Source organism: Caballeronia sp. GACF4, assembly GCF_023631025.1.
Classification (GTDB): domain Bacteria; phylum Pseudomonadota; class Gammaproteobacteria; order Burkholderiales; family Burkholderiaceae; genus Caballeronia.
This window is the reverse complement of the sequence record NZ_JALQDW010000020.1, coordinates 228376-245290: the sequence shown is the minus strand read 5'-3', so window position 1 is coordinate 245290 and position 16915 is coordinate 228376. Positions and strand designations below refer to the sequence as shown.

Below are 16915 nucleotides of genomic sequence, written 5' to 3'. Positions count from 1 at the left end.
CCGCCGTCGCCATGGCCGCCGTCACCGTGACCACCGCTGCTGCCGTTGCCGCCACCGTTACCGTGACCGCCGTCGCCGTGACCACCGTCGCCGTGGCCGCCGTCGCCGTGACCACCGTCGCCGTGGCCGCCGTCGCCGTGACCGCCGTCGCCGTGACCGCCGTCGCCGTGACCGCCGTCGCCGTGACCGCCGTCGCCGTGACCACCATCGCCATGACCGCCGTCGCCGTGACCGGAGCTGCCGCCGCCATGGCCCGTGCTACCACCACCCGTGCTGCCACCGCCCGTGCTTCCACCACCCGTACTGCCACCGCCCGTGCTACCACCACCCGTGCTTCCACCGCCCGTGCTGCCACCGCCCGTGTTGCCACCGCCCGTGCTTCCACCACCCGTGTTGCCACCGCCCGTGTTGCCACCGCCCGTGCTGCCACCGCCCGTGCTGCCACCGCCCGTGCTGCCACCACCCGTGCTGCCACCGCCCGTGCTGCCACCACCCGTGCTGCCACCAACCGTGCTGCCACCACCCGTGTTGCCACCGCCCGTGCTGCCACCGCCCGTGCTACCACCACCAGCGCCTACACCACCCGACCCCGTGCTCCCGCCACCCGAACTCGAACCCGACCCAGAACCAGACCCCGTACTACCGGAACTCGAGCCACCATGCGAACCAGTCGACCCCGCACCTTGCCCTCCGGTCGATCCCTGACCAGTCGCCGTTCCAGCACTAGCGGTTCCACTACCCGTGCTCGCACCATTGCTGCCCGAAGTACCCGCGGCACCAGCGGATGTCCCACTCCGGTTACCCGCTGGAAGTCCAACCATCCGTCCTGGCAAAACGGCGGCTTGAGCGCGCGTTTGCGGGTCCGTTGCAGCAGACACCGCCGCCGGCGCAACCCCGATGACACCATTCGCGCATGCCGCCGATGTCAGGTTATTGCAAGCCTCCGTGGCTGTCTGAGCATGTGAAAGATTCGACACCGCAGCCGCGATAACGATCACGCTAAGCTTGAGCGCCGTCCTCAATTTGTATTTGTTTGGGTTCCTCATGTCTTCCCCGTAGTTTGGCTATCGCGACGCTTCGGTGAGGCGTTTAACGCGATGTGGGGCAAGAATGGCAGTCTCAGGATGTCGTTCTGTGCGTTACTCAACCTAGCGCCGGGCGGCCATGTAGCAGGGCGTGCGCGACCTCTCAGAAAACGTTTGCATAAGCCACAAAAGATACGGTTGCACTTACCACGTGAAGCCGATCACCAGCGGAAAGTTTGCCTTGCCGCAATGGGAGAGATGCATCGATCAGCAACGGGAAAACCGTGAAAACAGTCGGCATCCTAACTAATTGAAAGCACATCGAACGCATTTATGAGCACGGTCGAGCATTCGAAACGTATGCTAGTTGAAAGTTACTTGGATGGTTATTCGAAAGCTTCAATGGCAATCGTTATGCGGTCCACACCGCATAACTTCCTCAAGCGCGTAATAAAAAATGCGGCGGTGTCCGAACCATCGAACACCGCCGCATTGCGCTCAAGCGATCGGTTATCAGAAGCCCTGTCCACCGCCGCCATTGGTTGAAGGACTCGTTCCACCATTCGAACTACCGCCGCCCGATCCGGTTACGCGCGGCTGCATGCCGCCCGAGCCCTGATTCGTGCCACGACCCGCGGCACTCGTGCCGTTATAGGACCCACCCGTTGCCGATTTACCAGTAGTGATATCGGCGGTGCCCGAACGAGTCATATCGCTATTGACCTGTCCGGGGCTGGCCGGACCATGACTCGCACCCGGCTGTGTTTGCGCGCTTTGCGCGAACGCCGCGCCGGACAACCCCGACATGAGTGCGCATAGAACGAGTTGCTTGCTGATCTTCATGGCATCTCTCCTTTTCGATAAGACTCACGCTTCCGAATCGCGCTTGCTCGATGGATGATCGGGCCCGGCGTCCGGATCGACATCGGGATCGATATGATCGTTCTCCGGCGTGTAAGGCCCTTGCTCTGGATGGTCCTTGCCCTTCGGGACCAGCGATGCATCCATGTTTCCGTGTTCGCGCTGTTCGATCGTGCCGTCTGCCTTCTCCTTCACGTCGCCTTCGCCAATCGCTTCGCGGCGCTGGTCCGCGCGTTCCACCGGGTCCGAAGGTTCGCTATTCATTTCTTTGCTCCTGATCGAGGATCAGTGCGCCGAAGGTCGGCCGCACAGTTGCAACGGTTACGCGAATAACGCAGCAACGGTTATGCCGCCGCAATGCATCACGTCGCATCGAAAGCTATTTGTCCCGATGCCCCGGCAGCACAGCGCCCAGGACTTGCCGCGCCGTATCGACGATCACGTTGCCCTGGTTTGGATCGCCCTTCAAGAGTGTGGTCGCGAACGCCTTCGCTTGCTGCAGCGTGATATGCGGCGGCAGTGGCGCCACATTGGGATCGGCCTTGACTTCGATCACGACAGGCCGGTCCGATGCAAACGCCTCGTCCCACACGGCGGCCATGCGTTCGGCATCGTCTACATACAAGCCTTTGAGGCCGATCATCTCGGCAAACTTGTGATACGGCACCGATGGAATGTCCTGCGATGCCTCGAACTTCGGGTCGCCTTCCATCACGCGCTGCTCCCATGTCACCTGATTCAGGTCCTGGTTGTTGAGCACAAGACAGATCCAGCGCGGATCGGACCATTGTTTCCAGTACTTCGCCACGGTGATGAGTTCGGCCATGTTGTTCATCTGCATGGCGCCGTCGCCGACGAGCGCGATCACCGGCCGCTCGGGATGCGCAAACTTCGCCGCGATGGCGTAAGGCACGGCCGCGCCCATCGATGCAAGGCCGCCCGAAAGCGAGCACATCATGCCGCGTTTCACCTTGAGGTCGCGCGCATACCAGTTCGCGCACGAGCCGGAATCGCTCGTAACAATGGCATTCGACGGCACGCGCGGCGACAATTCCCACACGGTGCGCTGCGGGTTCACGCCGGTTGTCGCGGGTTCGAGCGCGCGCTTTTCGAGCGTCTTCCACCAGTCGCTCATCCATCCTTCTATGTCCTTGCGCCACGAGCGATCCGTCTTCTCTTCAAGCAAGGGCAGAAGTGCCCGCAAGGTTTCGGCGCTATCGCCGACGAGGTTGACTTCCATCGGGTAGCGGATACTCAGCATGTCCGCCTTCAGGTCGATCTGCACGCCGCGCGCCGCGCCTTCCTTCGGCAGAAATTCGGCATAAGGGAAACCCGAGCCGATCATGAGCAGCGTGTCGCATCCGGTCATGAGCTTGTAGCTCGGCTCGGTGCCGAGCAAGCCGATGGAACCGGTCACGAAAGGCAAATCGTCCGGCAATGCAGCCTTGCCCAGCAGCGCCTTGGCCACGCCCGCGCCGAGTTTCTCCGCAATGGCGATGACTTCGTCGGTTGCCTGCAACGCGCCCGCGCCGACGAGTATCGCGACCTTCTTGCCGGCGTTGAGCACATCGGCGGCTTGCTGCAAGTCATCGGGATACGGCACGGTCTTCGGCGCGCGATAGCCCACGCCCGAATGCAAGGTGCCGTGTTTGCGGCCGGGCGCTTCATAGTCGAGGTCCTGCAGATCGTTCGGCAGGATGAGCGCAGTCACGCGCTTCTCGGCAATGGCGATGCGCACCGCGCGATCGACGAGATGCCGTATCTGCGAAGGCACGCTTGCCTGTTGCACGAACGCGCCCGCGACATCCTTGAATAACGCGCTCAGATCGACTTCCTGTTGATAATGACCGCCAAGCGCGGCGCGCGCCTGCTGGCCGACGATGGCGAGCACTGGCATGTGATCGAGCCGCGCATCGTAAAGGCCGGTGATCAGATGCGCCGCGCCCGGTCCCGATGTCGCGATGCACACGCCCAGCTCGCCCGTGAACTTCGCATGTGCGGATGCCATGAACGCGGCCATTTCCTCGTGCCGCGCCTGAATGAATTCGATCTTGCCTTTCGCGCGATTCATGGCGCCGAAGACGCCATTGATTCCGTCGCCGGGATAGCCATAAATACGGCGCACGCCCCAGGCGTGCAGACGGTCGATCAGAAAATCGCCGACAGTAGTGGACATGGAATTTTTCTCCGGATGACGAAGCAAAAAGCGCACGCATACGTCGCGATGTCGCAACGTAGCAGAGGTAAAAGAATGCTGCGTTTAGAGCTCGGGAACCTGCAAATCGGCCTGGACGATTTCCCGGCCGCGCAGCACGGCAGCATCTTTTGCCGTCTGCTTCGAATCGAACGGGCCAATATCTTCCGCGCCCTCGAAGGGAAAGAGCAAGCGGGCATCCGTCAAGCGCACGACTTTCAGCGTGCCGACATAACCGCCTCCCACATGCGGCCGATATGACGCGTAAATCGCGTAGTCGTCATCGGTCAAACCCGGCTTTGCATTGCGATCCTTCTTATGCGGGAACAGCACGAGCTTGGCTCGTCCGGAAACTGGCTCTTTCATGATTCGTGGAGGTCGATGAACTTTGAAAATCCGATAAGCATTCGTTGTGCCGCATTCGAGCCGTATCGCTTACTGACTGGCGCCGCCCGGCGTATCGCTCGCGGCCGTCGCAGGGAAGCTTGCCGCTGCGGGCGCGGAGGATGTGGGCGTGGTCGAAGCGGCTGTGTCCGTGTCGCGCTTGCAGCCGGTTATGAGCGAGACCATCGCGATGGCGAGGATGAGTGTCGGCAGGACAGTGCGCTTCATTTCGTCACCTGGTCGCGATGGTTCGATTGCATCGTCATTGTTCGAGCAATCGGCGTACCGTCGCGCGGCGAGACGTGTCTGGCGGATGCGCGACGACCGATCACTGGCGCGAACTTTGCTCCTCGACCGCCAACTACGGGAGATCAGCAAGTGACCTGCGCTTATCCGCCTGACCTCGAACTGTCTGCATCGCGGCGGTTTATCGCGTGAAGCCGACTTTTCCTTTAATCGCCGTCAGTTTCTTCGCGGCGGATGTACAAGCCGGCGTCGGGCCGTTCCTTGGCATCTATCTGCTGGCCAATGGCTGGACGTCGGAAAAGATCGGCACGGTGCTGACCATCGCGGGCATCGTCGGCATGTTGGTGACGGCGCCCGCGGGCGCGCTCGTCGACGCCACCACGCGCCGCCGCAGCATCGTGGCCGCGGGCGGCGCGCTGACGGTGCTGGCGGCGGTGATCATCTGGCTGGGCCAAGGCTTCTGGCCTGTCACGCTTTCGCAGATCGCCACGGCAGTGGCGGGCGCCGCCATGGGACCGGCCCTGGCGGGGCTGACGCTTGGCATCGTCGGAAGACAAAACTTCGACCGTCAATTCGGCCGCAATCAGGTGGCGAATCATGCGGGCAATATTGCTGCTGCCTTGCTTTCTGGATGGCTTGGCGCGTGGCTTGGCATCGTCTATGTGTTTGCCTTGAGCGCGGCTTTCGGCGTGGGCTGCGTGCTTACTGCGTTCCTTATTCCCGCGCGTTCCGTGCATAGGCATCACGCACGCGGTATTGCTCGCGATGACAACGACGACAACGCGCCGGTACAAACCGACAGCGCGAGCATCCTCGTGCGCAATCGGCCCTTGCTCCTGCTGGCCATCGCGCTTGCCGCGTTCAACCTCGGCAATTCGGCGATGCTGCCGCTCTACAGTCTCGCGGTTGCATCGACACACAAAGCGGGCGCAAGCCAGATCACGGCGGCGAATATCGTGATCGCGCAGGTCGTCATGTTGTTGGCGGCGGCTTTCGCGAGCCGTCTGACGCGGCGCTTCGGCTTCTGGTGGATCATTCTCGTCACGCTTCTGACCTTGCCGTTGCGCGCGGTGACGGCAGCGTGGTTAGAGCCGCCATGGGGCATTCTTCCCGTGCAGATTCTCGACGGCATTGGCGCCGGTTTGCAAAGCGTGGCCGTGCCGGCGCTCGTCGTGCATCTTCTGCATGGCAGCGGTCGCGTGAATCTGGGGCAGGGCGCGGTGCAGGGCGTTCAGGCGGCGGGCGCGTGTCTGAGTCCACTTATCGGCGGATGGCTCGCGCACCTGTTCGGCTATCCGGTTGCGTTCATGCTACTCGGCAGCGTGTCGGTGGCATCGTTCGCGATATGGATTGGCTACGGCGGCCAGATCCGGCAGGCATGCGACGAACGTGGCGAAGAGTTGTCGAAGCTCGCGGATGTGGATTCGTCACCGCTCTTTCGCTGATACGCGGTCCTCAAAGCATCGCGAGAATCGTGCCGTCGTGTTCGCGCGCTTCATATGTTTTCGCGTAAGAGTCATCGCGGCACGACGATGCAACCGTCAGCGGTCGCACATGCTGACCGTTGCTATCGAAGCGCCAGCCATGCGATGCGCACGTGATCAACCCGCCTGTCACGCGTCCTGTCGACAGTTCATTGCCTCGATGCGGGCAAGCATCGTCCCAGACATGGATGCCGCCTTCGCCATCGCGCCACACGACGAGTCGTCTATCTCCATACGAAACGGCTCGCGCCGCTTGGCACGGCACGTTCTCCGACGTGCACACGTGAGCCCATCCAGACATTTCCTGCAGTTTCAACGACTTCATACGCCAACGACTCTCTGTGTTTGCACGGGCAACGCGCCTTACGCTTCCTCCTGAGCTTAAGCGATAAGCCCAAGGGCGCCTAAGGTTATCGCGCTAATTGTCTGCAGACATGCTCCCCGAAAACGCTCACCTTTGGTCGAAGAGCGCGTCCATACGCGGAGCGTGAGCAAACCAAGCGTCATGCCGCTTGTCCTTATGCAGCAACGCTTCGCGCGTTTCGAGCAGCGCATCCAATGAAGCGAAATCCAGGCAATTGAGGCGCCCAAACACACGATCCCGCAAACCCTCACCTTTCGCACGTACATGAAGCGCCGCGCAGTCAAGCTGTGATACGGTTCCTGATCGATTCCACTCATTTCTCTCGTTCAAGTAAGGAGCTGCCTTGTCATCGATTCAAGCCTCATCGCCCTTGCGCCTCGGTATTCTCGGCGGCGCCAATATCGCCAGGCAATTCGCGCGTGACGTGCAGCCAAGCGAAAACGTGCGCATCGTCGCGGTGGCGAGCCGCAGCGACGACAACGCAAAAGCATTCGCGGAAGCGAACGACATCGGCGCATGGTTCGGCAGCTATGAAGCACTGCTCGCCAGCCCCGATGTCGATGCCATCTACATTCCCTTGCCCAACAGCCTGCATGCCGAATGGGCAATCAAGGCAGCAAACCACGGCAAGCACGTCCTCTGCGAGAAGCCGCTCGCGTTGTCCCGCGACGAAGCCGTCAGCATGTTCGAGGCCGCCGAGCGCAACGACGTGCTGTTGCTCGAAGCCTTCCCGTGGTACTTCCAGCCGCAGACCGCGCAGATGATGTCGCTGATCGGCGAAGGCGCCATCGGCGCGGTGCGCGCCATTCAGGCGAACTTCGGCTTCACTGTCGGGAACCCGGGCGCGAACATCCGCATGAAGCCGGAACTCGGCGGCGGCGCGCTGCTCGATGCAGGCAGCTATCCGCTAAGCCTGATTCGCCTCGTGACCGGAACCGCACCGCAAAGCGTGCAGGCCGTGGCGACGTGGGCCGATACCAAGGTCGACATCAGCCTCATGGCGACGCTCATCTATGCCGATGGCCGCCGCGCGCAACTCTCCTGCGCAATGGATGGCGCGAATCATCGATATGCGACGATCGTCGGTTCCGAAGGCACGATCGATACCGAGTATCTCAACCATACGAGCGATCTGACGCACGGGCATCCGTATGGCTATCTGCCGAGCCAGTTGCGCGTGCGGCGCGGCATTCCCAATTCGGTGCCGTTCGAAGTAGTGCAGTCGGACACGGGCAGCGGCTTCTTCTTCACGGCGGAAGCGTTCGCCCGCATGGTCGCCACGCACGATACGGCGGCCATCGAGTTCTACGCGCAGGCGAGTCTCGATAACGCGGCGACGCTGGCCGCGATCATCGAAAGCGCTCGCACTGGAAAGTCCGTGGCGCTCGCCTGAATGACGAACGGCCTCACTTCGTCTGCGCAAGCGAAATCACGAGATCGAGAAACGCCCGCGTCTTCGCGGGCGGATGATGCCGCGACGGATAGTACGCGTACAGCGGGAAGCGCTCGTCGGGCCAGTCGGGAAAAAGGTCGATCAACTTGCCTTCCGTGAACAGATGCTCGGAGCCGAGTTCGAGAATCTGCGCGACGCAATAGCCCGACAGGCTGGCGCTCAACATGGTGCCGACATCGTTGAGCGTGAGGCGGCCGCGCGTATCGACGGTCATGCGCTTCTTCTTGCGGTGAAACTCCCACACGAACGGACGCCCTGTTTCAGGATCGCGAAACTCGACGCACGTATGCGCGTCGCTTTCCAGCGCTTGCGGTGTCGCGGGCCGTCCGCATCGCGCGATGTATGAAGGCGCGGCCACGGTGCGCACCGGCGTGTCGAGCAGCTTGCGAGCGACGAGACTCGAATCGCGCGGCTCGCCAAAACGGATCGCCAGATCGAAGCCGTCCGCGATCATGTCGCCAAGGCGGTCGCTCGTGATAAGTTCGAGTTCTATCTCCGGGTGCGCGTCCATGAACGCGTAGAGCTTCGGCCCGAGCACGAGGCGCGAGAAAATGGGATCGACATTCACGCGCAACCGGCCGCGCACGGCGGTCGCGCCGCCCGAAGCGGTGGCCGCCGCTTCTTCCAGTCCGTTCAGATGCGGCATGACTTGTTCGAAGAAGCGCCGGCCGTCGTCGGTGAGCGACACGCTGCGCGTCGTGCGATCGAATAGCCGCACTCTCAAACGCGCTTCCAGGCGGGCGATGGCGCGGCTCACGCCGGGCTGCGACATGCCGAGACGGTTGCCTGCGGCGGCGAACGTGCCTGCATCGACGATAGCCGCGAACACGCTGATGCCGTTCAGGATGCGTTCGTTGAAGCCCGCCATTCATGCCTCCGCGTCATCGATGAAATGGCTTTCATGTTATCGCGAAGCGGCGCCTTCACGCGCAGAATGGGCTCTGGATCAATCGCCATAGGAGCGTTGCATGTCACGAATTTTCATCACCGGATCGAGCGACGGGCTCGGTCTCATGGCCGCGCGTCTTTTGATCGAACAAGGGCATGCCGTGGTGCTGCATGCGCGCAACGCGGCGCGCGCCGAGGACGCACGCACTGTCCTGCCGCAAGCGCAAGGCGTCGTCACGGGCGATCTCGCGAGTCTGGAAGCCACGCGCGGCGTGGCGGAGCAAGTCAACCGGCTGGGACATTTCGATGCCGTCATTCATAACGCGGGCGTGGGGTATCGCGAGCCGGGCCGTATCGAAACCTGTGATGGCCTGCCGCATGTCTTCGCCATCAACGTGCTCGCGCCGTACGTGCTGACGGCGCTGATCGAGAAGCCATCGCGGCTCGTGTATCTCAGTTCCGGCATGCATCACGGCACGCCCGCGAATCTCGACGACATCGAATGGACGCAACGCCGCTGGAACGGCTCGCTCGCGTATGCGGAAAGCAAGTTCATGGACGTGCTGCTCGCGCTGGCGGTGGCGCGCTACTGGCCGGATGTGCTGTCCAACGCGTTAGAACCCGGCTGGGTGCCGACGAAGATGGGCGGCGCTTCCGCGCCCGACGACATGGACAAGGCGCATCGCACGCAAGCGTGGCTCGCGGCCAGCGACGACGACAAGGCGCGCGTATCGGGCCGCTACTTCTTCCATCTGCGTGAGCGCTCGTGCGATCCGGCCGCGCGCGACGAAGCCATGCAGGACCGCCTCATCGGCATTTGCGAGCGTCTGTCGGGCCTGCGTATCGACAGATGAGTTCGTGCCGGACGAAAAAAAGCCGGGCTTCGAAAAGCCCGGCAATCACTCCAACATCGCGTGTTCTTTCTGATCAGGCGTGCGCCTTGGCGGTTTTTTCCACGGCCATGGAGTCGGCGCGCTGACGGTCGTATTCCTGCTGAGTCATCGGCACGGCGTCCGGCTTGCCCAGATCGTTCAGGCGAACGCGGAAGGTCTCGCGAGCCGACCATGCCGCGAGTGCCGCGATGATCGTCACCACTAGCGTGATGCAACCGACCGTCATCGGAATATTGTTCGATCCCGGCGGCGCGACCGCTGCGAAGAGGGCGGGCAAGAGCGCGGTAATGGTGGTGCCAATGTTCTGCGCGATCGCCATGGCCGAAACGCGGGAGCGAGTCGGGAACAGTTCCGGGAAGAAGCTCGGGAAAATCGCGTTATAGCCCTGATACACGAGACCCCACATCAGCAGCGACATGACGATGGCAACCGGCACATTGTGAATGCTGATCGCCCACAGATAAGCGAACGACAGCAGCCCCGAGAGGATAGCGCCGACGATGATCGGCGGACGGCGCCCGATCTTGTCCGACAGATTGCCGACGAACGGAATCACCAGCACGGCGAGGATGTTGCCCGCGACCGGAATCCACAGATACACGCTCTTCGAGAAACCGATGCCGTAGGAAGCCTGCACCGCGTAAGCCGCGCCGAAGATCGTGGCGACCACGGGAATGACGTTCATGAGCGCCATGCAGATCACGCGCAGCATGTCAGGCGTGCTGTTGGCGAACGCTTCCTTGATCGGCGACTTCGGCAGATCGCCGTGCTTGCCTTCTGCCGTGAACGCCGGCGTTTCGTGAACCTCGCGACGGATGATGTAACCCGCGACCAGCACGCCCGCCGACAGCAGGAACGGAATGCGCCAGCCCCATGAGTTGAACGTGTCTTCCGGCATGAAGTACGCGAGCGGCAGGAACACGGCGGCGGCGAGAATCTGGCCCGCCTGCACGCCTTGCAACGTGAAGCTCGCGAAGAAGCCGCGTCGTCCGAAAGGCGCGTGTTCGAGAATCATCGAGCTTGCGCCGGAGATTTCGCCGGCCACGGCGAAGCCCTGAACCAGACGCAAGATCACGAGCAAGGTCGGTGCGAGCATGCCGACGCTGTGATATGTCGGCAACAGGCCCACGGCCATGGTCGAAAAGCCCATCAGGAACATGCAGACCAGCAGGACGTTCTTGCGGCCGTGGGTGTCGCCCAGATGGCCGAGCACGAATGCGCCGATAGGACGCGCGACATAACCCACGCCGTAAGTCGCGAGCGACGCGACGATAGCCACCTTCGGATTGCCCGAGGGAAAGAACAACTGCGGGAATATGAGCGCTGCCGCCTGGGCGTAGATGAAGAAGTCGTAGTACTCGAGCGCCGAGCCGATCCAGCCGCTCGCCGTCGCTTTCTTCGCCTGGCGGCCGCCGTGTGCTTCGTCCTGAAGGCTAGCCATGTAATGTCTCCGACAATGGTTATGAGTAGAACCCGTTTGCCACCGAGGCCGCCGCTTTCTGGCCTGCTGCTCGTGGCCGAGCGGCAGGGCATTCGGATCACCGGAATACGCCTCGCTCAGAAGTGTTTCGAGCATAAGAGCGCTGGCTGATCGCGGCAACGACTTATGACGCATTTTGCGCGATAATCGTACGCGTGTGTCCGATAATCGACCGAATTGGGGGTTAGCACTGACCTTTCGGCTTTGTCAGCGCACGCCGGCTGCCCCATTCGAGCAACGAACATGACGAAAACATCGACACTCGACAAGCGCGACTGGATCGCCGGACTGGAGAAAGGTCTAGCCATTCTCGAAGCCTTCGACGACCAGCACGCTCGCATGACGCCGACGCAAGCCGCCGTGCGCACCGGCATGACGCGAACGGCCGCGCGCCGCTATTTGCTGACGCTGGCACATCTCGGTTACGTGCAAACCGATGGCAAGCTATTCAACCTGACGCCGCGCGTGTTGCGCGTGGGCTGGTCGTACTTCGACTCGGCGCGGCTGCCGCGTATCGTGCAGCCTTATCTGCAGCAGTTGAGCGCGCTGATCCACGAGTCAGTGTATGTGAGTGTGCTGGACGAATGGGATCTCGTCATCATCGCGCGAAACGGCTCGACGCGCGTCATGACCACCGGGTTCGTGCTCGGCGCGCGCGTGCCGGCGGCGTTGATGTCGGGCGGCATCGTTCTGCTCGCACACAAGCCGGACGAGGAAGCGGTGCGCAAGTGGCTCGACGCCACGGAGTTCAAGCCGTTCACGCCGCTCACCATCACCAACAAGGAGAGGTTGTACGAAAAGATTCGCGCGGCGCGCGTGGAAGGTTACGTTGCAATCGAACAGCAATTGCAGGTGGGCGTGCGCGGGATCGCCGTGCCGATGAAGAACCGGCACGGGCAGGTGGTCGCGGCTTTGTCGGCAAATATGCCGATCGGAAAAGAAACGAGCGAGGCTGCGCTCGCTCGGGTCTTGCCGCCGCTTCAGGAGACGGCGTTGAACATGCTCAACGTGATCTGATCAGTCGAACATGTCCGGCTGCGTGGCGACGAGGTCGTTCCAGATAGTCTGGAAGTGCAGCCAGCCGATATAGTCGCTGCCCACGTGTTCGCGGCTGTAACGCGCGCGGTCCGGCGTGACGAGCTTAGGCGTGATGCCGGTTTGCTCGATCATCAGTTGCTGATGGCAGCAGCGCTCCAGCGCAATGAACCAGAACGCCGCGGAGTCGATACTGTGGCGGCTCGCCGTGAGCAGCCCGTGGTTCTGATGGATCGCGGCTTTCACGCCCTTGAAGGCGAGCGCGACTTTGTTGCCACCTTTCACTTCCACTGCAACCTTGCCCGCTTCCTCGCCGATCACGACGTGATCTTCGAAGAAAGCAGCCGCGTCTTGCGAGATCGGTTCGAGCGCTTTGCCGAGCGACGCGAACGCGGTGCCGTAGAGCGTGTGCGCGTGGCACATGGCGACGATATCCTGATGCATCTCATGCACGGCCGCATGCAACACGAAGCCGGCGCGATTGATCGCGTGATTGCCCTCGACGACGGTGCCCTTGTGATCCGCGCAGATCAGATTCGACACCTTCACTTGCGAAAAGTGAATGGCCATCGGATTAGTCCAGTACAGGCCGGGGTTTTCTGGATCGCGCACGGTGAGATGCCCGGCGAAACCGTAATCGAAGCCTTGCAGCGCGAACGCGCGACATGCACCCACTAGCCGCTCTTTCAAATACTGCCGATGTTCGGCCGCATTCTTGAATTCCGGCAATTCAGGAAAGATCAGCCCTTCCTGCTCCGGCTGATAGATCGATACCTTGCCTTCCTTGACGATCGACAATGTGGGTTTTTCGAGCACTTCGTTCATGGCGGGTCTCCAATGTTTGTTGCCTCGTTATCGTTATAGTCTCCCCGCCGCGATCCGATGACAAACGATCGATGTTCATCCATGCATGAACCCGGCTCATGCATGCAGTCAACGCATGACGGCCAATCCATCTTGCTTGCTCCATGTTGCACTGCAAGAGGCTTGTCTAGCGTTTGGCCCAGAACTCGCGTTGCACGCGTAGCACCTCGTCTTCTACTTCGGCAACCGGGCCGATCAGTTCGACGGGCTTCTGGCAGTGATCGAACACGTAGCGTGACGAGACGCTCATGGTCGGATTCTCTTCGTGATTGCCGGTGGCTTCCAGCAGACGCGCTTCCGTCAGTCCATACACCACGCGTCCAATGTTCGCCCAATACGCGGTTCCCGCGCACATGCAGCACGGCTCGACGGACGTATAGAGCGTGCAGCTCCACAAGTACTCTGGCGTGAAGTTGAGCGCCGCGACGCGCGCGAGCACCGACTCCGCGTGATTCACGGTATCGACATTGCCTTGCTCCATCATCACGGTTTCCTGGTCAGGACCGACGAGGATCGCGCCGAACGGATGATGACCGAGCAAGGTTGCACGCTCGGCGATAACGCTCGAATACCGCAGATGCCGGATGATCTGCTCGCGCGTGGGCGTGAGACCTTGCGGCGGAAAAGCGTCGCTTTGCTGCTTGGGCGCGGGCGCGGTAATGCTCATGGACTTGTCTCCTGCAATCGCCGTTGGAAGGAAAGGCAGCATAGCGCAGGCAAAAAGCCGCTAGCGCGTGCGAGGCGCATGACGCGTATTAGCGCGAAAGGTGAGGGTATTCGGGAGGCATGTTCGCGGTTGGCACGGAGCCTTGAAAACAAAGGGCTTTTCCATCGATTTGGCGGCTTTCGAGCGTCTAAAGGTGAGCGCTTTCGGGAGCCGTCGTCTTCGGCTGCTTACGAAGCCGAGCTTAATTGCGCCCGGAAGTAGTCCGCGCTTCGGTCACGCGCGCTCGCCGAGATCGAGACAGCCGAGTCCGACAAGCGTGGCTTCGACGGCTTCATCGAGCGGCGTGTGCGGTTCGTGGCCGAGCGTATGGACGAGCAAGGCGTTGTTCATGCGCACCGGCGTGCGCCATAAGTAGCGCATCTCGCGCAGCTCTCGAAACGTCGTATTGAAGGGCGATGCCAGCGCGAGCAACCACCACGGAAACCCGACGATGCGCGGCCGGCTGCGCGCGGCGACGCGCTGGATAGCACGAGCGAGCTGCATGCCGTCTTCGTCCCAATGTCCGCCCATGTGAAAGCGCGCGAAGGGTTCGAGCGTATCGCGGCGTCGAAGCAACTCGATCATCGTGCGCGCCACATCGGGTAGATACGACCATTCATGCCCGACACCGCGCGCACCGGGACAACTGATTTTCCTGACCGGTTTGCCCGGCGTCACGAGTCCCTGCGAAAACCAGTTGTTGCCCGCTTTCGGCCCGAAGAAATCGCCCGCGCGCACGATCAGCACGCGGGCGCCGTCCTTGCTCGCGCGTTCCAGTCGCGCTTCCATCTCCACGCGTATCGCGCCTTTTTCCGTGAGCGGACGCTGTGGCGCGCGCTCATCGATGAAGGGCAGCGCGTCCGGCCCGAAGTTGTACACCGTGCCCGGCAGCACGATGGTCGCGCCCTCGGCTTTCGCGGCGGCGATGGTGTGATCGATCATCGGCAAGACGAAGTCGGCCCAGCGCTTGTAGCCCGGCGGATTCACCGCATGCACGATGACCGCGCAGCCTCGTGCGGCGCGCGTGACATCCGCGCGGTTCATGGCATCGCCCTGAATCCATTCGATGCCGTGCATGTCGGGCCGCGCGTCGGGTGCGCCACGCTTCATACCGCGCACGCGCCAGCCCGCGTCGCGCAGCTGCCGCGCGACTTCGCTGCCAATTCCGCCGCTCGCCCCGAGCACCAATGCCTGTTCGCCGTGTGTCATGTCTTGCGCCTCTTATGGATCGAAGACCTTATTCTGTGCCGTGCGACGATACAATAAAATTGCCTAACCTCGTTGAGCAGATATACAAATTCGTATGGCAGAAAATATTGGCTGGGAGCTGTACCGCACTTTTTTGGCGGTCTTGCAGGAAGGTTCGCTTTCGGGCGCGGCGCGTTCGCTCGGCATCACGCAGCCTACTGCGGGACGGCATATCGAGGCGCTCGAACAGGCACTCTGCGTAAGCTTGTTCACGCGCTCGCAAACCGGCCTGCAACCTACCGATGTCGCGCTCGACCTGCGCGCGCATGCCGAGGCGATGCACAGCACGGCCGCATCGCTCGAACGCGCCGCGACGGGTCATGCAGATGGCGCGAGCGTGCAGGGCGCCGTGCGGATATCGGCGAGCGAAGTCGTGGGCGTCGAAGTGTTGCCGCCCATTCTCGCGGCGTTGCGCGAGCGGCATCCGCGTCTCGTGATCGAACTCGTCCTCAGCAATCGCGTGCAGGACCTGCTCAGACGCGAAGCCGACATCGCCGTGCGCATGGTGCGGCCGAAGCAAACGCAACTCGTCGCGCGGCGCGTCGGGCGGATCGAAGTGGGCTTGCACGCGCATCGCGACTATCTCGCGAAGCATGGCACGCCGCGCAACGTGGCGGCGCTGGATCGGCATGCGATCATCGGTTTCGATCAGCCGAACGCCTTCGTACGCGAAGCGAGCAAGTCGCTGCCGGAATTTTCGCGCGATACGTTCGCCCTGCGCTCGGACAGCGACCTCGCGCAACTTGCGCTGATCCGCGCGGGCGCGGGCCTCGGCATGTGTCAGGTGGCGCTCGCCCGGCGCAACGAGTCGCTCGTGCGCGTGCTGCCGAAAGTATTCACGTTTCAGCTCGAAACCTGGGTGACGATGCACGAAGATCTGCGCGGCAGTCCGCGCTGCCGCGCCGTGTTCGACGCGCTGGCGGATGGCATCGAGCGCTATGCGGACTGATCACGCACTGGCCTGCCGGTTCACGTGGGAATCGTGCATGTGCGGGGGTGCTTCGGTCGGCGAGAATATCGGCGGGCGCGAAAGCTCGCGCTCATCGGCAAATACTCGACTCGCCGGAGCCACTCCATGTCTGCTCACGCATTTGTCAGCGCCAACCTTCTGCTGGCCTATTCCGCTTATTTCGTCGGCACGGCAAGCCCCGGCCCGAGCAATCTCGCGATCATGTCGATTGCGAGCACTTCCGGCCGGCGCGCGGCGTTTGCTTTCGCGGCGGGCGTGATCTCCGGCTCCTTCTTCTGGGCGATGCTCGCCGCGCTCGGCCTTTCCGCCGTGTTGACGGCATACACGGGCTTTCTCGTCGCGGTCAAGCTGTGCGGCGGCGTGTATCTCTTGTGGCTCGCGTTCAAGTCGGGCCGCTCGGCGTGGCGGCCGGCGCGCCGTGCATCGTCGGTGGAAACGACTGGGCAACCAGACACGCGCAAGCTCTATGCACGCGGCGCGCTGCTGCATCTGACCAATCCGAAGGCCATTCTCGTATGGATGTCGGTGGCGGCGCTCGGCTCATCGGCGGGCGAGGGCACCGCGCACATGCTCGCGGTCGTCGCGGGCTGTCTGTTTATCGGCGTATGCGTGTTCGGCGGCTATGCCGCGCTTTTTTCGATGGCATCAGCGCGCCGCATCTACACGCGCATCCAGCGCGGTCTCGACGCCGCGCTCGCGCTCGTCTTCGCAGTCGCAGGCATTCGACTGCTGACTTCGCGGGTCTGACGCAATCCGCCGTCTTTTTGTCTTGCCTTTGCGCTCGGGCCGCTTCGCGACTACGCTGCAAAGTGCATCCTCG

18 protein-coding genes are annotated in these 16915 nt (G+C 62.3%); 6 read left to right on the top strand and 12 right to left on the bottom strand.

The window, feature by feature from the left end:
* The 6 genes from NCR40_RS20535 to NCR40_RS20510 form a co-directional block, all read right to left on the bottom strand.
* Nucleotides 1-821: hypothetical protein (locus NCR40_RS20535; RefSeq protein WP_250510482.1), on the bottom strand; the 821-nt coding region annotated here is incomplete at its 3' end.
* A gap of 717 nt (nucleotides 822-1538) precedes the next feature.
* Entirely contained in the window at nucleotides 1539-1868 is a 330-nt protein-coding gene (locus tag NCR40_RS20530) for a hypothetical protein (RefSeq protein ID WP_244828962.1), read from the bottom strand.
* A gap of 24 nt (nucleotides 1869-1892) precedes the next feature.
* Nucleotides 1893-2150: a hypothetical protein gene (locus tag NCR40_RS20525; RefSeq protein ID WP_244828961.1), complete on the bottom strand. Its 258-nt coding sequence runs from the start codon at nucleotides 2148-2150 to the stop codon at nucleotides 1893-1895.
* A 115-nt stretch (nucleotides 2151-2265) separates the two neighbouring features.
* Nucleotides 2266-4062, bottom strand: a complete 1797-nt coding sequence (locus NCR40_RS20520) for a thiamine pyrophosphate-requiring protein (RefSeq protein WP_250510481.1) — start codon at nucleotides 4060-4062, stop codon at nucleotides 2266-2268.
* An 84-nt stretch (nucleotides 4063-4146) separates the two neighbouring features.
* Entirely contained in the window at nucleotides 4147-4446 is a 300-nt protein-coding gene (locus NCR40_RS20515; RefSeq protein WP_244828959.1) for a DUF6723 family protein, read from the bottom strand.
* Nucleotides 4447-4515: 69 nt separating this feature from the next.
* Entirely contained in the window at nucleotides 4516-4692 is a 177-nt protein-coding gene (locus NCR40_RS20510) for a hypothetical protein (RefSeq protein WP_250510480.1), read from the bottom strand.
* Nucleotides 4693-4898: 206 nt separating this feature from the next.
* Between NCR40_RS20510 and NCR40_RS20505 the strand changes: the two genes are divergently transcribed.
* The gene (locus tag NCR40_RS20505) at nucleotides 4899-6155 is read left to right on the top strand and encodes an MFS transporter (protein ID WP_250467694.1); all 1257 of its coding nucleotides are present in this window, start codon (nucleotides 4899-4901) and stop codon (nucleotides 6153-6155) included.
* A gap of 10 nt (nucleotides 6156-6165) precedes the next feature.
* Here the strand turns inward: NCR40_RS20505 and NCR40_RS20500 are convergent, their stop codons facing one another.
* Nucleotides 6166-6519, bottom strand: coding sequence for a Rieske 2Fe-2S domain-containing protein (locus NCR40_RS20500; RefSeq protein WP_250510479.1), 354 nt, complete (start codon nucleotides 6517-6519; stop codon nucleotides 6166-6168).
* Between the two features lie 382 nt (nucleotides 6520-6901).
* Between NCR40_RS20500 and NCR40_RS20495 the strand changes: the two genes are divergently transcribed.
* Complete coding sequence (locus NCR40_RS20495; RefSeq protein ID WP_250510478.1) at nucleotides 6902-7951, top strand: Gfo/Idh/MocA family protein; 1050 nt, start codon at nucleotides 6902-6904, stop codon at nucleotides 7949-7951.
* A gap of 13 nt (nucleotides 7952-7964) precedes the next feature.
* Here NCR40_RS20495 and NCR40_RS20490 read toward each other — a convergent pair whose 3' ends face one another.
* Nucleotides 7965-8879, bottom strand: a complete 915-nt coding sequence (locus NCR40_RS20490) for a LysR family transcriptional regulator (RefSeq protein ID WP_250492997.1) — start codon at nucleotides 8877-8879, stop codon at nucleotides 7965-7967.
* A gap of 100 nt (nucleotides 8880-8979) precedes the next feature.
* Between NCR40_RS20490 and NCR40_RS20485 the strand changes: the two genes are divergently transcribed.
* The gene (locus NCR40_RS20485) at nucleotides 8980-9753 is read left to right on the top strand and encodes an SDR family NAD(P)-dependent oxidoreductase (protein ID WP_250510477.1); all 774 of its coding nucleotides are present in this window, start codon (nucleotides 8980-8982) and stop codon (nucleotides 9751-9753) included.
* A gap of 73 nt (nucleotides 9754-9826) precedes the next feature.
* On the opposite strand, the gene NCR40_RS20480 is transcribed toward NCR40_RS20485, so the two are convergent.
* On the bottom strand, nucleotides 9827-11233 hold the full coding sequence (locus NCR40_RS20480) for an MFS transporter (RefSeq protein ID WP_250467689.1): 1407 nt from the start codon (nucleotides 11231-11233) through the stop codon (nucleotides 9827-9829).
* Between the two features lie 282 nt (nucleotides 11234-11515).
* On the opposite strand from NCR40_RS20480, the gene NCR40_RS20475 reads away from it, so the two are divergent.
* Entirely contained in the window at nucleotides 11516-12289 is a 774-nt protein-coding gene (locus NCR40_RS20475) for an IclR family transcriptional regulator domain-containing protein (RefSeq protein ID WP_244828951.1), read from the top strand.
* On the opposite strand, the gene NCR40_RS20470 is transcribed toward NCR40_RS20475, so the two are convergent.
* The 3 genes from NCR40_RS20470 to NCR40_RS20460 all read right to left on the bottom strand — a co-directional run bounded on the left by NCR40_RS20470 (nucleotide 12290) and on the right by NCR40_RS20460 (nucleotide 15086).
* Nucleotides 12290-13132 carry a class II aldolase/adducin family protein gene (locus tag NCR40_RS20470; protein ID WP_250467688.1) on the bottom strand — a complete coding sequence of 281 codons (843 nt, stop codon included), beginning with the start codon at nucleotides 13130-13132 and terminating at the stop codon, nucleotides 12290-12292.
* Between the two features lie 166 nt (nucleotides 13133-13298).
* Nucleotides 13299-13838, bottom strand: a complete 540-nt coding sequence (locus NCR40_RS20465; protein WP_250510476.1) for a nucleoside deaminase — start codon at nucleotides 13836-13838, stop codon at nucleotides 13299-13301.
* Nucleotides 13839-14111: 273 nt separating this feature from the next.
* A complete protein-coding gene (locus NCR40_RS20460) occupies nucleotides 14112-15086 on the bottom strand; it encodes an NAD-dependent epimerase/dehydratase family protein (RefSeq protein ID WP_250510475.1) in 975 nt (324 codons plus the stop codon).
* Between the two features lie 94 nt (nucleotides 15087-15180).
* On the opposite strand from NCR40_RS20460, the gene NCR40_RS20455 reads away from it, so the two are divergent.
* Together NCR40_RS20455 and NCR40_RS20450 are read left to right on the top strand one after the other, a co-directional pair.
* Nucleotides 15181-16074, top strand: a complete 894-nt coding sequence (locus NCR40_RS20455; protein ID WP_250510474.1) for a LysR family transcriptional regulator — start codon at nucleotides 15181-15183, stop codon at nucleotides 16072-16074.
* Nucleotides 16075-16200: 126 nt separating this feature from the next.
* On the top strand, nucleotides 16201-16842 hold the full coding sequence (locus tag NCR40_RS20450; RefSeq protein ID WP_250510473.1) for a LysE family translocator: 642 nt from the start codon (nucleotides 16201-16203) through the stop codon (nucleotides 16840-16842).
* Nucleotides 16843-16915: the final 73 nt, after the last annotated feature.